The organism is Blastococcus sp. TF02A-30 (assembly GCF_003319185.1).
Lineage (GTDB): Bacteria > Actinomycetota > Actinomycetes > Mycobacteriales > Geodermatophilaceae > Blastococcus.
This window is the reverse complement of the sequence record NZ_QOHJ01000005.1, coordinates 160,687-175,425: the sequence shown is the minus strand read 5'-3', so window position 1 is coordinate 175,425 and position 14,739 is coordinate 160,687. Positions and strand designations below refer to the sequence as shown.

The window sequence follows — 14,739 nt, the reverse complement described above, 5'->3', positions numbered from 1 at the left end:
GCAGGCTAGATCCGGCCCGGCACGGTCCGACAGGGGCGCGCGCACGACCCGCCCCAGGTGCCCCACGTCGACTCACCGGCCCCGGAACTTGCGGATCCTCCGGGCCCTCGTGAGGATCGCCAGGTGAGCGCACCCGCCGGTCGACCGGATGCCGTCGTCGTCGGTGCGGGTCCCAACGGCCTCGCCGCGGCGCTGCGGCTGTCCGCCGCCGGCCTCCGGGTGCAGGTGGTGGACGCCGGGGAGCGCCCGGGTGGCGGCATGCGCACCGAGGAGCTGATCCGCCCCGGGTTCCACCACGACGTCTGCTCCACCGTCCAGCCGATGGCCGTCGCGGCGCCGTTCTTCCGGGAGTTCGACCCGGAGAGCCGCGGTGTCCGGTTCGTCCACCCCGACATCAACTTCGCCCACCCGCTGGACGGGGGCCGGGCCGCCCTGTCGCACCGCTCGCTGGACGCGACGGCGGCCGGGCTCGGCGCGGACGCGGACGCCTACCGCCGGCTGTTCGGGCCGCTGGTCGAGCACGGCACCGACGTCGTCGACTTCTTCCTGTCGAGCCGGCTGCGCTCGCTGCCGACGAAGAGCGTCGCCCAGGTGACGAAGTTCGCCCTGACCGGCTTGCCCAACGTGCGCTGGCTGTCGCACCGGTACTTCGACACCGAGGAGGGCCGGGCGCTCATAGGCGGCGCGGCCGCGCACGGGATGCTCGACCTCACCCAGCCGCTGACCTCCGCGCTCGGGATGCTGCTGGCGATGCTGTCCCACCACGTCGGGTGGCCGCTGATCGAGGGCGGGTCGCAGAAGCTCGCCGACGCCATGGTGACCGCCCTCGAGGAGCAGGGTGGCGAGGTGGTCACCGGCCACCGGGTGACCGACCTGCGCGAGTTCGAGGGCGTGCCGGCCGTGCTGCTCGACACCGCGCCCGAGGACTTCGTCGCGATGGCGGGGGACCGGCTCAACGAGGGCTACCGCCGGTGGGTGCGGCGCTACGAACACGGCGCCGGCGTCTTCAAGATCGACTGGATCCTCTCGGAGCCGGTGCCGTGGGCCAACCCGGACGTGCGCCGCGCCGGGACCATCCACGTCGCCGGTGACCTCGATGAGACGATCGCCGGGGAGCGGGCGCCCAACGAGGGCCGGATCACCGACCGGCCGTACGTGCTCGCCGTCCAGCCGACCGTGCCCGACCCGACGCGGGCACCCGAGGGCGGGCACATCTTCTGGGCCTACGTGCACGTGCCGCACGGTGCCGACGTCGACATGACCGGGCCCATCGAGGACCAGATCGAGCGGTTCGCGCCCGGCTTCAAGGACACGATCGTCGCGCGGGCCACGAAGACCGCCGTCCAGATGGAGCAGTGGAACCCGAGCTACCTCGGCGGCGACATCTCCAACGGCCAGGCGACGCTGCGCCAGATGCTGGCCCGCCCGGTCCCGCGGTGGAACACCTACCGGACGCCGGTGGAGGGCGTGTACATGGCGTCGGCCGCGACCCCGCCCGGTCCGGCCGTCCACGGCATGTGCGGTGACCTGGCCGCGCGGACCGCGCTGCGCGACGTCTTCGGCGTGCGGGAGATCCCGCCGCTGCGCCCGGCCCTGGGCTGAGCCGGGCGCAGCGCGCCGTCCTAGGCGATGCGGCGGGCGGTGTTGTAACCGGCCATGTCCACGGTCGTGTACTCGACGCCGGTGGACTCGGTGCCGGCGTGCACGATCTGGCCGTCGCCGACGTAGATGCCCACGTGGCTGATCGGCTCGTAGTAGAAGACCAGGTCCCCGGGCTGCAGGTCGGCCCGAGCCACGGGGGTGCCGACCGTCGCCTGGTCGGCGCTGCGCCGCGGCAGCTCGATGCCGGCGGAGCGGTAGGCGTAGCTGGTCAGCCCCGAGCAGTCGTAGGCGTCGGGGCCGTTGCCCCCGTAGGCGTAGGCCTTGCCGACCTGCGAACGGGCGGCGTCGACGGCGGCCTGCGACGCCGGGGTGGGGGCGGCCTGCGTGGTGGCGGCGGGCGTGGGCTCCGCGGCCGCGGCGGTGCCGACGGCGCCGGGGGTGAGGGTGAAGGCCAGGGTGGCCGCGGCGCCGGTGAGCAGGCCGGCGGCCGTGCGGCGGTGGAGGCTGTGCGGGCGAGTGGTCGCCATGGAGGCGGCTCTCCTTCCGTTCGCCCGCCGCGGCGCGGGCACGGCGCGGCACACCTCGGCGCGGGGGCTGGGTGTGCGTGCGGGCGGCTCGCGAGCCGGGCGGGCCCTCTCGGGGGCGCACCGCTCCGGCGGCTGCGGCGGTACCGATCCGGGGCCACCCTCGTCGGGCGACGACCACCCGGTCGGCCGTTCCAGGCTAGGAAGGCCCCGGGGCGCCCTCAACAGGAGAGTCGACAGGTCGAGGAGTCGACGAGGCGACATGTCGCGCCGGCACTGGGAATACCGGCAGCGATGTGAGCCGCGTCACTCTCGTCGCCCGACGCCGAGATGTGCACTGCGCCGCTGACCGACGGGCCGGTCACCGGTGCAGTGCAGATCTCGAGGCGAGCACCTCGGCCAGACGCGTGATGAGCCGCTCGGGATCCCGGAGATCCCGTGCCGTCACGAAGACCACAACCCACCCGGCGGCCGTCAGCCGGTTCAGGCGTTCTCGGTCCCGGGCGAACTGACCGGGTTCCCCGTGCCACGCGCCGTCGTACTCCAGGGCCACGCGCAGCTCTGGCCATGCGAAGTCCACCCGAGCCACGAAGCGGCCGTTCCGGCGGATCGGGTGCTGCGCCACGGGTGCAGGGAGTCCCGAGCTGTGCACCAGCAGGCGGAGCCGGGTTTCCTGCGGGGACCCGGCGAGTCCGTCCGCCCGCCCCACGACCTCCCGCACGTACCGGCAGTCTCGTCCCGTCAGAGCGGCGGCGGCCGAGCGGACGTCCGTGATGAGTGCGGTCCCCGGGAGGAGGAACCGGTCGACCGCGATCACAGCCTCCTGCAGCGGTCGGGTGCGCGCGAGGTCCACGGCGGTGCGGACGGCGCTCGTCGTGCGCAGGCCCTGCCGGCTGACGACGTCGTCCCGGTGGAGGTGGCGGCGGGTGATCCGCAGCCCTGGCACGGGGCGAGCGCGTGACCCGGCGGGCAGCACCACCTCGACGTCGTCCTGCGGGCCGGCGAGGTCGATGCCCCAGAGCACGGCGGCCGTACGCCCCGCAGCGACCGCTCCTGGGTGGAGGTGCCGCAGGGCGGCCCGGGCTCGGAGCGCGTGCGTGACCGGGAGCCGGGCGTCCGCGTAGACGTCCGGGAACAGCCGGCGCCATGCGCTGCTCTGCAGCTGGTGCCGGGTGAGCAGGCCGTCCTCGATGACCGCCGAACCCCGGAAGAGGGCGCCGGACAGCTGGTGGGGGCGGTGTGGGGCCGGCGGCACCGGGGCACTGTGGCCCACCCCGCGGCGGTGGCGCCGGCGGCGTCCACAGGCGCGGGGGCGAGATGCGCGCGAGGCCGCCATCACTCGTGCGGGACACCGGCCCCGCGCATGTCTCGGTGGCGGAGGGCGGCGCCGGTAGCGTCGGGCGCATGGTCCGACCGCTGGGGCTGCCGTTCGACCCGATCGAGCGCGCGGGGGAGACGTGGGAGCAGCGCTTCGGCCCGGCCGCGGCGATGCGTGCCGCGACCAGCGTCTTCCGCGTCCAGCAGATCCTGCTGGCCCGCTTCGACGAGGTGCTCAAGCCGCACCGGCTCACCTTCGCCCGGTACGAGGTGCTGGTGCTGCTCACCTTCAGCCGCACCGGTGAGCTCCCGCTGAAGGTGATCGGCAGCCGGCTGATGGTGCACCCGACCAGCGTCACCAACGCCATCGACCGGCTGGTCGCCGCCGGCTACGTCGACCGGCGCCCGAACCCGGCCGATGGCCGTGGCGTGCTGGCCTCAATCACCGACGCCGGCCGGCAGGTGGTCACGACGGCGACGGCGGCGCTCACCGAGCTGGAGTTCGGCCTGGGCGACCTGCCCGAGGCCGACCAGCACCTGCTCTTCGACGTCCTCAAGCGGGTGCGGCTGGGGGCGGGGGACGTGGCCGACGCGGATCCGGCCGGAACGCTCGACCGGGGATAGTTGGACGTCCTACTATCCCGTCATGGGACAGGACGCCGGGCAGCGGTGGCAGCAGCGGTACGACGCGGCGCTCGCGGGCGGGAAGGTCCGCGACGCGGACTTCACGACGCTGTCGGGCGTCGAGGTGGCGCCGGTCTACGGACCGGCTGACGAGTCGGCGGTCCCCGGGTTCGACCGGATCGGCTATCCCGGCGAGTTCCCGTTCACCCGTGGCCTGCACGCCACCGGCTACCGCGGACGGGCGTGGACCATCCGGCAGTTCGCCGGCTTCGGCAACGCCCGGCAGACCAACGAGCGCTACAAGATGATCCTGGCCGAGGGCGGCGGCGGGCTGTCGGTCGCCTTCGACATGCCCACCCTCATGGGCCGCGACTCCGACGACCCGCGGGCGCTCGGCGAGGTCGGCCACTGCGGCGTCGCCGTCGACACCGCCGCCGACATGGACGTGCTGTTCGACGGCATCGACCTCGAGGCGACGACGACGTCGATGACGATCAGCGGGCCCGCCGTCCCGGTCTTCTGCATGTACCTGGTGGCCGCCGAGCGCCAGGGCGCCGACGTCGGGAAGCTCAACGGCACGCTGCAGACCGACATCTTCAAGGAGTACATCGCGCAGAAGGAGTGGCTGTTCGCCCCCGAGCCGCACCTGCGCCTGATCGGCGACCTCATGGAGTACTGCGCCGAGAACATCCCGGCGTACAAGCCGATCAGCGTCTCCGGCTACCACATCCGCGAGGCCGGTTCGACCGCCGCGCAGGAGCTCGCCTTCACCCTCGCCGACGGCTTCGCCTACGTGGAGCTCGGCCTGTCTCGCGGCCTGGACATCGAGCAGTTCGCGCCCGGTCTGTCGTTCTTCTTCGACGCGCACATCGACTTCTTCGAGGAGATCGCCAAGTTCCGCGCCGCGCGCCGCATCTGGGCCCGCTGGCTGCGCGACGTCTACGGCGCGACGACCGAGAAGGCGCAGCAGCTGCGCTTCCACACCCAGACCGCCGGTGTCTCGCTGACCGCCCAGCAGCCGGACAACAACATCGTCCGGACGGCGGTGGAGGCCCTCGCCGCGGTGCTCGGCGGCACCCAGAGCCTGCACACCAACGCCCTCGACGAGGTGCTCGCGCTGCCCAGCGCCAAGGCCGCGCAGATCGCGCTGCGCACCCAGCAGGTCATCGCCGAGGAGACCGGGGTGGCCAACGTCGCCGACCCGCTCGGCGGCTCCTGGTACGTCGAGGCGCTCACCGACGAGCTCGAGCGGCAGGCCGAGGCGATCTTCGCCCGCATCCGCGACATGGGCACCGACGGCACGATGACCAGCGGCATCCTGCGCGGCATCGAGGAGGGCTGGTTCACCGGCGAGATCGCCGAGGCCGCCTTCGTCTACCAGCGCGCTCTGGAGAAGGGGGACAAGAAGGTCGTCGGCGTCAACACGCTCACCGGCTCCGGCGACGCCGCCGACACCCTGGAGATCCTGCGCGTCAGCCACCAGGTCGAGATCGACCAGAAGGCCGAGCTCGCCCAGCGCCGGCAGCAGCGGGACGACGACGCCGCCCGCGCCGCCGTGGCGCGGATGGTCGAGGTCGGCCGGACCGAGGCCAACATGGTTCCCGCGATGCTCGACGCCGTCCGCGCCGAGGCGAGCCTCGGCGAGATCTGCGACGCGCTGCGCGCCGAGTGGGGCACCTACACCGAGCCCGCCCGTTTCTGACGTACCCACCGGGCAGCATGCCCGCATGGCTGATACCCACCGGCACCACGCGATCGACTACGTCGAGCTGACCGTCCCCGACCTGGCCGAGGCCGAGCGCTTCTACGCCGAGGCGTTCGGGTGGGAGTTCACCGACTACGGGCCGGGCTACGCCGGCATCCGGAGCGGGGACGGCGAGGTCGGCGGCCTGCGGCTGGACGCCGAGCCGCCGAAGCCCGGCGGCCCGCTCGTGCTGCTGTTCTCCGACGACCTCGACGCCACGGTGGCCGCGGTCGAGGCGGCCGGCGGGCGGGTCACCGCCGGGCCGTACGAGTTCCCGGGCGGGCGCCGGTTCCACTTCACCGACCCGGGCGGCAACGAGCTCGGGGTCTGGGCGGAGGCCTGAGGGCCGCCCCCGACACGCCCGGACCCGCGGTGGGATGATCGGGGGCATGCAGCCCACCCGTCCCGGACGCCCCGACCCGCGGGCGCAGGCCCAGCAGGCGCAGATGGCCGCCGCGATGGCCGGCGCCGTCGACCTCGCCGCCGTGAAGGCCCGCTCGGAGGCCGCCGCGCGGGCGCAGGCGGCACCGCCGCCGAGCCCCGCGGCCCCGGCCGGCGCCCCCGGGAGCGCCGTCGTCGACGTCACCGAGGCCACCTTCCAGACCGAGGTGCTCGACCGGTCCTTCCAGGTCCCGGTCGTCCTCGACCTGTGGGCGGAGTGGTGCGGGCCCTGCAAGCAGCTGTCGCCGGTGCTCGAGCGGCTGGCCGCCGAGGGCGGTGGCTCCTGGGTGCTCGCCAAGGTCGACGTGGACGCGAACCCGGCGCTCGCCCAGGGCCTGCGGGTCCAGGGCATCCCCGCGGTGAAGGCCGTGTGGCAGGGGCAGCTGGTCGCGGAGTTCACCGGTGCGATCCCCGAGGACCAGGCCCGGCAGTTCGTCACCGAGCTGGTCCGCGCCACCACCGGAGGAGCGGTGCCCGGCGAAGGCGAGCCCGAGCCGGCCGAGGACCCCCGGCTGGACGCCGCGGAGGCGGCGCTGGAGCGCGGGGACCTGGCCGCCGCCGAGGCCGCCTACCAGGCGATCCTGGCCGAGGAGCCCGACCACCCCGACGCCGGCATCGCCCTGCGCCAGGTGCAGCTGTTCCGCCGGGCCGAGGAGGCCGGCCCCGACGCGCTGGCCGTGGCCGACGCGAACCCGGACGACGTCGCCGCGCAGACCCGCGCGGCCGACTTCCTGCTGGGCACCGGCAACATCGAGGCGGCGTTCGAGCGGCTGCTCGACGTGGTCCGTCGCACCGCGGGGGAGGACCGCGACCGGGCGCGCCAGCACCTGGTCGAGCTCTTCGCCGTCGTCGGCGACGAGGACCCCCGGGTCGGTGCCGCCCGCCGGGCCCTCATGATGGCCCTCTTCTGAGCGGTCCTCAGGCCCCGACGTCGCAGGCAGGCAGCCCCTCGACGAACCCGTTGCGGAACAGGTCGACGAGCTGGAAGCCGGTGAGGCCGACCGCCGGCACGACCGACGGGTCGTCGCCGAAGGTGAGCAGGAACTGCACGCTCTCGTCCACGTCCCCGGGGGAGATGCCGACGCTGGTCTGCTGGTCGTAGACCTGGAAGGCGTACCAGCCGCTCAGGCAGACGGCCGAGCGGACGGCGTCCTGGTCGTCGGTGGACAGGCCCAGCTGGTCGCGCACCGCCAGGCCGTACGGCAGCGCGATGGCCGTGGCCAGGGCGAAGTCACCGAGCTCGTAGGCATCCGGCGCGAGGTCGGTCTCGTCGAACCCGACGACCCGGTCGTCGGCGCAGTAGACCAGGTCCTGGCCCGGATCGGTGGCGCACCCGGGCGCCTCCCCGTCGAAGGGCTCGATCGCGGGGGCGTCGAAGGGTGCGCCGAAGACCTGGTCGAACGCCGGCTCGAACGCCTCCGGGAGCGAGCGGTCGACGATGTCCAGCAGGTCGGGGTAGCTGGCGTTGCCGCCGGTGAACTGCTCGCCGGGCGAGAACTCGTTCTGGGTGAGCACCCGGTCCACGCCGAAGTTGTCGCGGCACGCCTCGGCGCCGCTGTCGAAGCCCTCCTGGAACGCCGACACCCGGTCGAAGTAGGAGCCGTGCGCCTCCTGCGCGTTGATGTCGGTGCCCACCGGGTCGCGCAGCAGGAGGTACCCGCGCAGCAGCTCGTCGAGCTCGGGGGTGCGCAGCGTCGAGTGCTCGGCCTGCCCGTCGGCCACCCACCGCGTCCAGGTGCCGGCCAGGCAGTCGGCCTGGGTCTCGGCGAGGATCGACGCCCCCGGCGAACCGACCCGCGCCTGCACGGCGTGGCCGAACTCGTGGGACATCACCAGGGCCGGGATGAACCGGCCGAACTCCTCGCCCAGCTCGGCCAGGAAGGTGCGGTCGTAGCTGATCGAGTCCGAGTGCGGCGCCGACGGGTCGAGGCAGTAGAACGCGTTGTCCTCCACCTCCGAGGGGTCGCTGCCGCAGCCGATGCCGTCCGGGTAGACCGCCGGGTCGGCGTTGCCCGGGTCGACGCTGAAGTAGCCGCCCTCCAGCGGTGACCACTGCTGCCCGAAGACCTCGGGCAGCTGCTCGGTCCAGAAGTCCTCGAGGTCGGCCAGGGCGTTGCGGGCCAGGATGTCCACCGCGTCGTCGGTGGCGCCGACGACGGTGAGCTCACCGCCGCCGACGTCGGTGACCGGCGGCTGCGCCGGGCTGGCCTGGCCCACGACCACGATCGAGCACGCGGGCAGGGTGAGCATCGCCAGCAACGCCGGCAGGACCGCCCACCGTCGGCGCCGCTGTCCGTTCATCGTCCCCCCGGCCCGTGCACCCGCCCGGTTCAGCCCTCGTGCTGGAACCAGACGGTACCCAGCGGAGGCGCCGAGACCGTGGCCGAGTACGGCTGGCCGTGCCACGGTTCCGCGACCGCCTCGATGCCGCCGTAGTTGCCCACACCGGAGCCGCCGTAGCCCTCGGCGTCGGTGTTGAGCACCTCGCGCCAGTGCCCCGGCCGCGGCAGGCCGATCCGGTACTCGTGGTGCGGGGAGCCGGAGAAGTTGACGACGCAGGCCAGCGCCGAGCCCTCCGCGGGAGCGGCCTCGCCGTCGTCGTCACCCGTGGTCGCCGGGGCCGCCCCGTACCGGAGGAACGACAGCACGTTGCCCGAGGCGTCGTTGGCGTCGATCCACTGGAAGCCCGAGGGCTCGACGTCCAGCGACCAGAGAGCGTCCAGCTCCTTGTAGCGGGCGTTGAGGTCGGTGACCAGCTGCAGGACGCCGCGGTGCGCGGGGTCGTCGAGGTGCCACCAGTCCAGCGAGCGGCTCTCGGCCCACTCGGAGTCCTGCGCGAACTCCGAGCCCATGAACAGCAGCTGCTTGCCGGGGTGGGCCCACATGTAGGCCAGGTAGGCGCGCAGGTTGGCCAGCTGCTGCCACCGGTCGCCCGGCATCTTCCGCAGCAGCGAGCCCTTGCCGTAGACGACCTCGTCGTGGCTGATCGGCAGCACGTAGTTCTCGGAGTAGGCGTAGTGCATCGAGAACGTCAGCTGGCCGTGGTGGTAGCTGCGGTACACCGGCTCGCGCTCGACGTAGGCGAGCGAGTCGTGCATCCAGCCCATGTTCCACTTGAACCCGAAGCCCAGGCCGCCCAGGTGGGTGGGGCGGGTGACGCCGGGCCAGGCCGTGGACTCCTCGGCGATGGTGACCACGCCCGGGACCTCGCGGTAGATCGTCGCGTTGAACTCCTGCAGGAACGCGACCGCCTCGAGGTTCTCCCGGCCGCCGTACTTGTTGGGCAGCCACTCGGAACGCGAGTAGTCCAGGTAGAGCATCGAGGCGACGGCGTCCACGCGGATGCCGTCGACGTGGAACTCCTTGGCCCAGTACAGCGCGTTCGCGACGAGGAAGTTGCGCACCTCGGAGCGGCCGAAGTCGAAGACGTAGGTCCCCCAGTCGAGCTGCTCGCCGCGGCGCGGGTCGCCGTGCTCGTACAGCGGGGTGCCGTCGAAGCGGGCCAGCGCCCACTCGTCCTTGGGGAAGTGCGCGGGGACCCAGTCGACGATGACGCCGATGCCGGCCTGGTGGGCGCGGTCGATCAGGTAGCGCAGGTCGTCGGGGCTGCCGAAGCGCGAGGTCGGCGCGTAGTACGAGGTGACCTGGTAGCCCCAGGAGCCGCCGAACGGGTGCTCGGCCAGCGGCATGAACTCGATGTGCGTGAAGCCGGCGGCCGAGACGTAGTCGACCAGCTCGTCGGCCATCTCGCGGTAGGACAGACCCTGCCGCCACGAACCGGCGTGCACCTCGTACACGCTCATCGGCCGCTCGTGCCAACCGCCGCGGGTCCGCTCGGCCAGCCAGGCGTCGTCGCTCCACTCGTGGGTGGACTCGGTGACCACGGAGGCGTTCAGCGGCGGCACCTCGGTGGCGAAGGCCAGCGGGTCGGACTTCTCCCGCCAGGTGCCGTCGGCGCCCAGCACGTGGTACCGGTACCGGCTGCCCACCTGCACGCCGGGGATGAAGATCTCCCAGACGCCGGAGGAGCCCAGCGAGCGCATCGGGTAGGCGCGGGCCTCCCAGTAGTCGAAGTCGCCGGTGACCTTCACGCCGCGGGCGGCCGGCGCCCACACGGCGAACGAGACGCCCTCGACCGGCCCACCGGGGGTGTCGTACCGGCGCACGTGCGCGCCGAGCACCTCCCACAGCCGCTCGTGCCGGCCCTCGCGGATGAGGTGCTCGTCGAGCGGGCCGAGGGTGGGCAGCCAGCGGTAGGGGTCGTCGACGGTGTAGCTGGTCGAACCGCCCTGCCCGTCGGGGTAGGCGACGTCGATGCGGTAGTCGCCGGGCTGCCGGGGGAGAGACGCCTCGTAGATGCCGCCCTCGTGCAGCCGGGTGGCCTCGTACCGGGTGCCGTCCTGGTCGACGACGGCGACGGAGACGGCGTCGGGGCGCAGGGTGCGCACCACCCAGCCCTCGCCGGACTCGTGCGCGCCCAGGATGCCGTGCGGGTCGTGCGACCAGCCCTCGACGATGGCCCGCAGCTCGTCGTCGGTGACCTTGCGCGTGCCCTGGCCGGCGGACGCACCATCCTCGGCGGGGCGGTCCTCTGGCGCCTGCGGGGTGCTGGGCGCGGCGGGGTCGGGGTCCGGCGGCTCCGGGGGGCCGGCCGGTGCGCCCGTCCCGTCGCCCGGCTCCGCGATGGGGGCGGGGGCCACGGTCGGGTTCTCCGTGGCGACGGCGTCCTCGGGTGCCTGGGGTGCGCTGGGCTTCGCCGGGTCGGGGTCCGGCGCCTCCGGCGGCCCGGCGGGCGTGCCGGTCCCGTCGCCGGGCTCGGCGATGGGGGCCGGCGCGATGACCGGCGGCACGGTCGTGGGGCCACCCTCGGGCGCGGTGGAGGCGGTGCTGTCCTGCTCCGCGGTGGTCGTGGTCTCGGCCGGGTCGGCGACGTTGCCGCCGGAGGCGGCCTTCTTCGCGGTCGCGCGCTTGCTCGTGCGCTTCGCCGCGGGGGCGGCCGCCTTGGCCGGGGCGGCCTTCTTGGCGGGCGCCTTCTTGGCCGCCGCCTTGCGCGCGGTCTTCTTCGCCGGCGCGTTGACGACCGGCTCCGTGCCCGCCGCCGCCTCGGCCTCGGCCACTCGCTGCTCCACGGCGCGCTGCAGCTCGTCCTTGCCGGCCACCGGTCCGTTCCGGTCTTCGCTCGTCATCGTCTCGCCGTCCTCTGGGTGCCGTGTGCTCGGGTCTGCCTGGTCCGCGCGTCAGTCCTGGCCGGTCAGCCGGGACAACGAGTTCAGCGGGATCATCAGCCAGTGCGGACGGTTGCGTGCCTCGTAGACGCACTCGTAAACCGCCTTGTCGGCCTCGAACGCCCGAAGGAGTGGTGATCCACCGCACGGGTCGATGCCGCTGGCGTTCGAGTAGCCGGTGCAGTACGCCGCGCGGTTGCGCTCCGCCCACTCCTGCGCCCGGTAGGCGCGCTGCGGGTCGTCGGGCTGCTCGACCAGCATGTGGCGGGCGGCGTAGTCGAAGCTGCGCAGCATGCCGGCCACGTCGCGCAGTGGGCTGTCCAGCTCGCGCCGGGCGGCCAGCGGGCGGGCCGGCTCGCCCTCGAAGTCGAGCACGATCCAGCCGGTCGCCGTGCGCAGGACCTGACCGAGGTGCAGGTCGCCGTGGACCCGCTGCCGGACGACCGGCTCGGTGCTCCCGGCGACGGCGGCGTAGATCCGGCGGATCCCGTCGGCGTGCTCGGCCAGCTGCGGGACGATCTCGATCGCGGCGTCCAGCCGTTCGCCCATCTGCCGGGCGACCGTCGCGTACCAGTCGCGGTCGGCGGGCTCGGTCGGCAGCACCTTGGCCATGTCGTTGTGCACCGAGGCGGTCGCCGCGCCCAGCCGCTCGCTGTCCGCGGCGAAGTCGCCACCGACCTCGTCGGCGTGCAGATCGCCCTCGGCGTACAGGTCCCGCACGCTGGCGGTGGCCAGCCGCCAGCCGTCGCTGGCGTTGGGCACGAAGGTCTGCAGCATCGCGACCGTCGCCGGCGGCTCGGCCGGGTCGGGGTCGTCGATCTCGATGTGCCCCAGGAGCGGCGCGATGTGCTCGTTCTCGGTGCGGCGGAGCGCGTCGTGGATCTCGACGTCGGGGTTGAGACCCGGCTCCAGCCGGCGGAACAGCTTGAAGATCGCCTCCTGGCCGTAGACCAGGGAGGTGTTGCTCTGCTCGGTGGACACGATGTCGCCAGGCAGCCCCTCCGGGATGTAGGCGACGCCGGCGGGGTGGAAGTGCATCGGGCCGACGGTCGAGGCGTTGACCAGGTGGATGAGCCACGGGGTGGTGGCGTCGCGGTCGCGCATCGCGTCGTAGGCGAAGGACTCCCGCCCGTCGTTGGTCACCGAGCCCACGAACGCCGCGGACAGGTCCTCGACGGCGTGGTCGCGCCACGACAGCGGCACCAGGTAGGTCTCCGACCCGCCGTCGGCGTAGCTGACCGTCACCCGGTGCACGGAGAGGACCGGCTCGCCGCGGTCGAGGAAGAAGCCCTCCTCGGAGATCCCGGCCCACTCCCGGCCCTTGCTCCCGAACCACCGCTGGCCGGGCATCCACTCGCGCAGCAGGTCGGCCAGCGCCGTCATCGGTTCTCCTCCGCGTCGGGCTCAGGGCGGTTGTCGCCGACGGTCTCCTCGGCGTCGCTCACGATGCCGCCGGCCAGCAGCGAGTCGGCGACGGCGCTGGAGCCGGTGGTCTCCCAGTCCTCGACCTCCTCCGGCTCCGGTTCGGCCGGCTTGGCCAGCTCGAACCAGTAGAAGCCGTGCCCGGCGAGGGTGAGCATGTAGGGCAGGACGCCGATCTGCGGGAACTCGACCCGGCCGGTGAGCTCGATCGGCGTGTAGCCCTCGAACTGGCGCAGGTCCAGCTCCACCGGCTGCGGGAAGCGCGACAGGTTGTTCACGCACAGCACGACGTCGTCGCCGAAGCGGCGGACGAACGACAGCACCGTCGGGTTGCGCGAGCCGATCTCCTCGAACGTGCCCAGGCCGAACGTCGGGTGCTGGTTGCGCACCTGGATCATCCGGCGGATCCAGTGCAGCAGCGAGGTCGTGTTGCGCAGCTGCGACTCGACGTTGGTGACCTGGTAGCCGTAGACCGGGTCGGCGTTGAGCGGCAGGTACATCCGCTGCGGGTCGGCGGTGGAGAAGCCGCCGTTGCGGTCGGGGGTCCACTGCATCGGCGTCCGGACGCCGTCGCGGTCACCGAGCCAGATGTTGTCGCCCATGCCGATCTCGTCGCCGTAGTAGAGGACCGGCGACCCGGGCAGCGACAGCAGCAGCGCGTTGAACAGCTCGAGGGTGTTGACGTCGTTGTCCAGCAGCGGGGCCAGCCGGCGGCGGATCCCGATGTTGGCCTTCATGCGGGGGTCCTTGGCGTACTCGCCCCACATGTAGTCGCGTTCCTCGTCGGTGACCATCTCGAGGGTCAGCTCGTCGTGGTTGCGGAGGAAGACGCCCCACTGGCAGTTGTCGGGGATGTCCGGCGTCTGGGCCATGATCTCCGAGATCGGGAAGCGCTGCTCCCGCCGCACGGCCATGAACAGGCGCGGCATCACGGGGAAGTGGAACGCCATCTGGCACTCGTCGCCGTTCTCGCCGAAGTACTCGACGACGTCGGCCGGCCACTGGTTGGCCTCGCACAGCAGCACCCGGTCCGGGTAGTCCGCGTCGACGATCTTGCGGACCTGCTTGAGGAACTCGTGGGTGCGCGGGAGGTTCTCGCAGTTGGTGCCCTCCTCCTCGAACAGGTAGGGCACGGCGTCGAGGCGAAAACCGTCGATGCCCATGTCCAGCCAGAAGCGCAGGGCGTCGATGATCGCCTCCTGCACCTTGGGGTTCTCGAAGTTCAGGTCGGGCTGGTGGCTGAAGAACCGGTGCCAGAAGTACTGCTTGCGCACCGGGTCGAAGGTCCAGTTCGAGCTCTCGGTGTCGACGAAGATGATCCGCGCGTCGGCGTAGCCGGTGTCGTCGTCGGCCCACACGTAGAAGTCGCCGTAGGGGCCCTCGGGGTCGCTGCGGCTGGCCTGGAACCAGGGGTGCTGGTCCGAGGTGTGGTTCATGACGAAGTCGATGATCACGCGCATGCCGCGGGCGTGGGCCTCGTCGAGGAACTCCTTGAAGTCCTCGATGTCGCCGAACTCGGGCAGCACCGCGGTGTAGTCGCTGACGTCGTACCCGCCGTCGCGCAGCGGCGAGGCGAAGAACGGCGGCAGCCAGAGGCAGTCGACGCCCAGCCACTGCAGGTAGTCGAGCTTGTCGATCATGCCCCGCAGGTCGCCGACCCCGTCGGCGTTGCTGTCGGCGAACCCGCGCACGAGGACCTCGTAGAAGACCGCGCGCTTGTACCACTCGGGGTCGGTGCCGGGCGGCGGCAGCGTGGAGCGGGGGGAGGAGTCGGGGACGGGAACGGTCATGGGTGGGGACTGCCCTCGCTCGGGATCGCGTGTGTGCAGGGGGAAGGGGC

11 protein-coding genes are annotated in these 14,739 nt (G+C 72.9%); 5 read left to right on the top strand and 6 right to left on the bottom strand.

The features are described 5' to 3' along the window. Nucleotides 1-123 precede the first annotated feature (123 nt). The gene (locus tag DQ241_RS12655; protein ID WP_113830563.1) at nucleotides 124-1,602 is read left to right on the top strand and encodes an NAD(P)/FAD-dependent oxidoreductase; all 1,479 of its coding nucleotides are present in this window, start codon (nucleotides 124-126) and stop codon (nucleotides 1,600-1,602) included. A gap of 20 nt (nucleotides 1,603-1,622) precedes the next feature. Here the strand turns inward: DQ241_RS12655 and DQ241_RS12650 are convergent, their stop codons facing one another. Together DQ241_RS12650 and DQ241_RS12645 are read right to left on the bottom strand one after the other, a co-directional pair. Continuing rightward, the gene (locus DQ241_RS12650; RefSeq protein WP_233492405.1) at nucleotides 1,623-2,129 is read right to left on the bottom strand and encodes a C40 family peptidase; all 507 of its coding nucleotides are present in this window, start codon (nucleotides 2,127-2,129) and stop codon (nucleotides 1,623-1,625) included. Between the two features lie 358 nt (nucleotides 2,130-2,487). Further along, complete coding sequence (locus DQ241_RS12645; RefSeq protein WP_113830786.1) at nucleotides 2,488-3,381, bottom strand: endonuclease domain-containing protein; 894 nt, start codon at nucleotides 3,379-3,381, stop codon at nucleotides 2,488-2,490. A 149-nt stretch (nucleotides 3,382-3,530) separates the two neighbouring features. Here DQ241_RS12645 and DQ241_RS12640 point away from each other — a divergent pair, with 149 nt between their 5' ends. Genes DQ241_RS12640 through DQ241_RS12625 form a run of 4 tightly spaced genes read left to right on the top strand, consistent with a single transcriptional unit; the run spans nucleotide 3,531 to nucleotide 7,163 of the window. Further along, nucleotides 3,531-4,067 carry a MarR family winged helix-turn-helix transcriptional regulator gene (locus DQ241_RS12640; RefSeq protein ID WP_113830561.1) on the top strand — a complete coding sequence of 179 codons (537 nt, stop codon included), beginning with the start codon at nucleotides 3,531-3,533 and terminating at the stop codon, nucleotides 4,065-4,067. Nucleotides 4,068-4,089: 22 nt separating this feature from the next. Further along, nucleotides 4,090-5,769 (top strand): methylmalonyl-CoA mutase, encoded by a 1,680-nt coding sequence (locus tag DQ241_RS12635; protein WP_113830560.1) that lies wholly within the window; start codon nucleotides 4,090-4,092, stop codon nucleotides 5,767-5,769. Nucleotides 5,770-5,794: 25 nt separating this feature from the next. Beyond that, nucleotides 5,795-6,154, top strand: coding sequence for a VOC family protein (locus DQ241_RS12630; protein ID WP_113830559.1), 360 nt, complete (start codon nucleotides 5,795-5,797; stop codon nucleotides 6,152-6,154). Nucleotides 6,155-6,200: 46 nt separating this feature from the next. After that, the gene (locus DQ241_RS12625; RefSeq protein WP_113830785.1) at nucleotides 6,201-7,163 is read left to right on the top strand and encodes a tetratricopeptide repeat protein; all 963 of its coding nucleotides are present in this window, start codon (nucleotides 6,201-6,203) and stop codon (nucleotides 7,161-7,163) included. A 7-nt stretch (nucleotides 7,164-7,170) separates the two neighbouring features. Here the strand turns inward: DQ241_RS12625 and DQ241_RS12620 are convergent, their stop codons facing one another. The 4 genes from DQ241_RS12620 to treS are packed head-to-tail and all read right to left on the bottom strand — an operon-like array spanning nucleotide 7,171 to nucleotide 14,689. After that, nucleotides 7,171-8,553 carry a neutral zinc metallopeptidase gene (locus DQ241_RS12620; protein ID WP_233492404.1) on the bottom strand — a complete coding sequence of 461 codons (1,383 nt, stop codon included), beginning with the start codon at nucleotides 8,551-8,553 and terminating at the stop codon, nucleotides 7,171-7,173. Nucleotides 8,554-8,582: 29 nt separating this feature from the next. Beyond that, complete coding sequence (gene glgB, locus DQ241_RS12615; RefSeq protein ID WP_199584487.1) at nucleotides 8,583-11,438, bottom strand: 1,4-alpha-glucan branching protein GlgB; 2,856 nt, start codon at nucleotides 11,436-11,438, stop codon at nucleotides 8,583-8,585. 51 nt (nucleotides 11,439-11,489) lie between these two features. Beyond that, on the bottom strand, nucleotides 11,490-12,860 hold the full coding sequence (locus DQ241_RS12610; RefSeq protein ID WP_113830558.1) for a hypothetical protein: 1,371 nt from the start codon (nucleotides 12,858-12,860) through the stop codon (nucleotides 11,490-11,492). Beyond that, entirely contained in the window at nucleotides 12,857-14,689 is a 1,833-nt protein-coding gene (gene treS / locus DQ241_RS12605) for a maltose alpha-D-glucosyltransferase (RefSeq protein ID WP_113830557.1), read from the bottom strand. Before treS ends, DQ241_RS12610 begins: the two co-directional genes overlap by 4 nt. Nucleotides 14,690-14,739: the final 50 nt, after the last annotated feature.

Bases quoted from the DNA above. Each gene is read 5' to 3' on its own strand.
- DQ241_RS12630 (WP_113830559.1), top strand. From the start codon at position 5,795: ATGGCTGATACCCACCGGCACCACGCGATCGACTACGTCGAGCTGACC.
- DQ241_RS12650 (WP_233492405.1), bottom strand. From the start codon at position 2,129: ATGGCGACCACTCGCCCGCACAGCCTCCACCGCCGCACGGCCGCCGGC.
- glgB (WP_199584487.1), bottom strand. From the start codon at position 11,438: ATGACGAGCGAAGACCGGAACGGACCGGTGGCCGGCAAGGACGAGCTG.
- DQ241_RS12620 (WP_233492404.1), bottom strand. From the start codon at position 8,553: ATGAACGGACAGCGGCGCCGACGGTGGGCGGTCCTGCCGGCGTTGCTG.
- treS (WP_113830557.1), bottom strand. From the start codon at position 14,689: ATGACCGTTCCCGTCCCCGACTCCTCCCCCCGCTCCACGCTGCCGCCG.
- DQ241_RS12625 (WP_113830785.1), top strand. From the start codon at position 6,201: ATGCAGCCCACCCGTCCCGGACGCCCCGACCCGCGGGCGCAGGCCCAG.
- DQ241_RS12610 (WP_113830558.1), bottom strand. From the start codon at position 12,860: ATGACGGCGCTGGCCGACCTGCTGCGCGAGTGGATGCCCGGCCAGCGG.
- DQ241_RS12635 (WP_113830560.1), top strand. From the start codon at position 4,090: ATGGGACAGGACGCCGGGCAGCGGTGGCAGCAGCGGTACGACGCGGCG.
- DQ241_RS12640 (WP_113830561.1), top strand. From the start codon at position 3,531: ATGGTCCGACCGCTGGGGCTGCCGTTCGACCCGATCGAGCGCGCGGGG.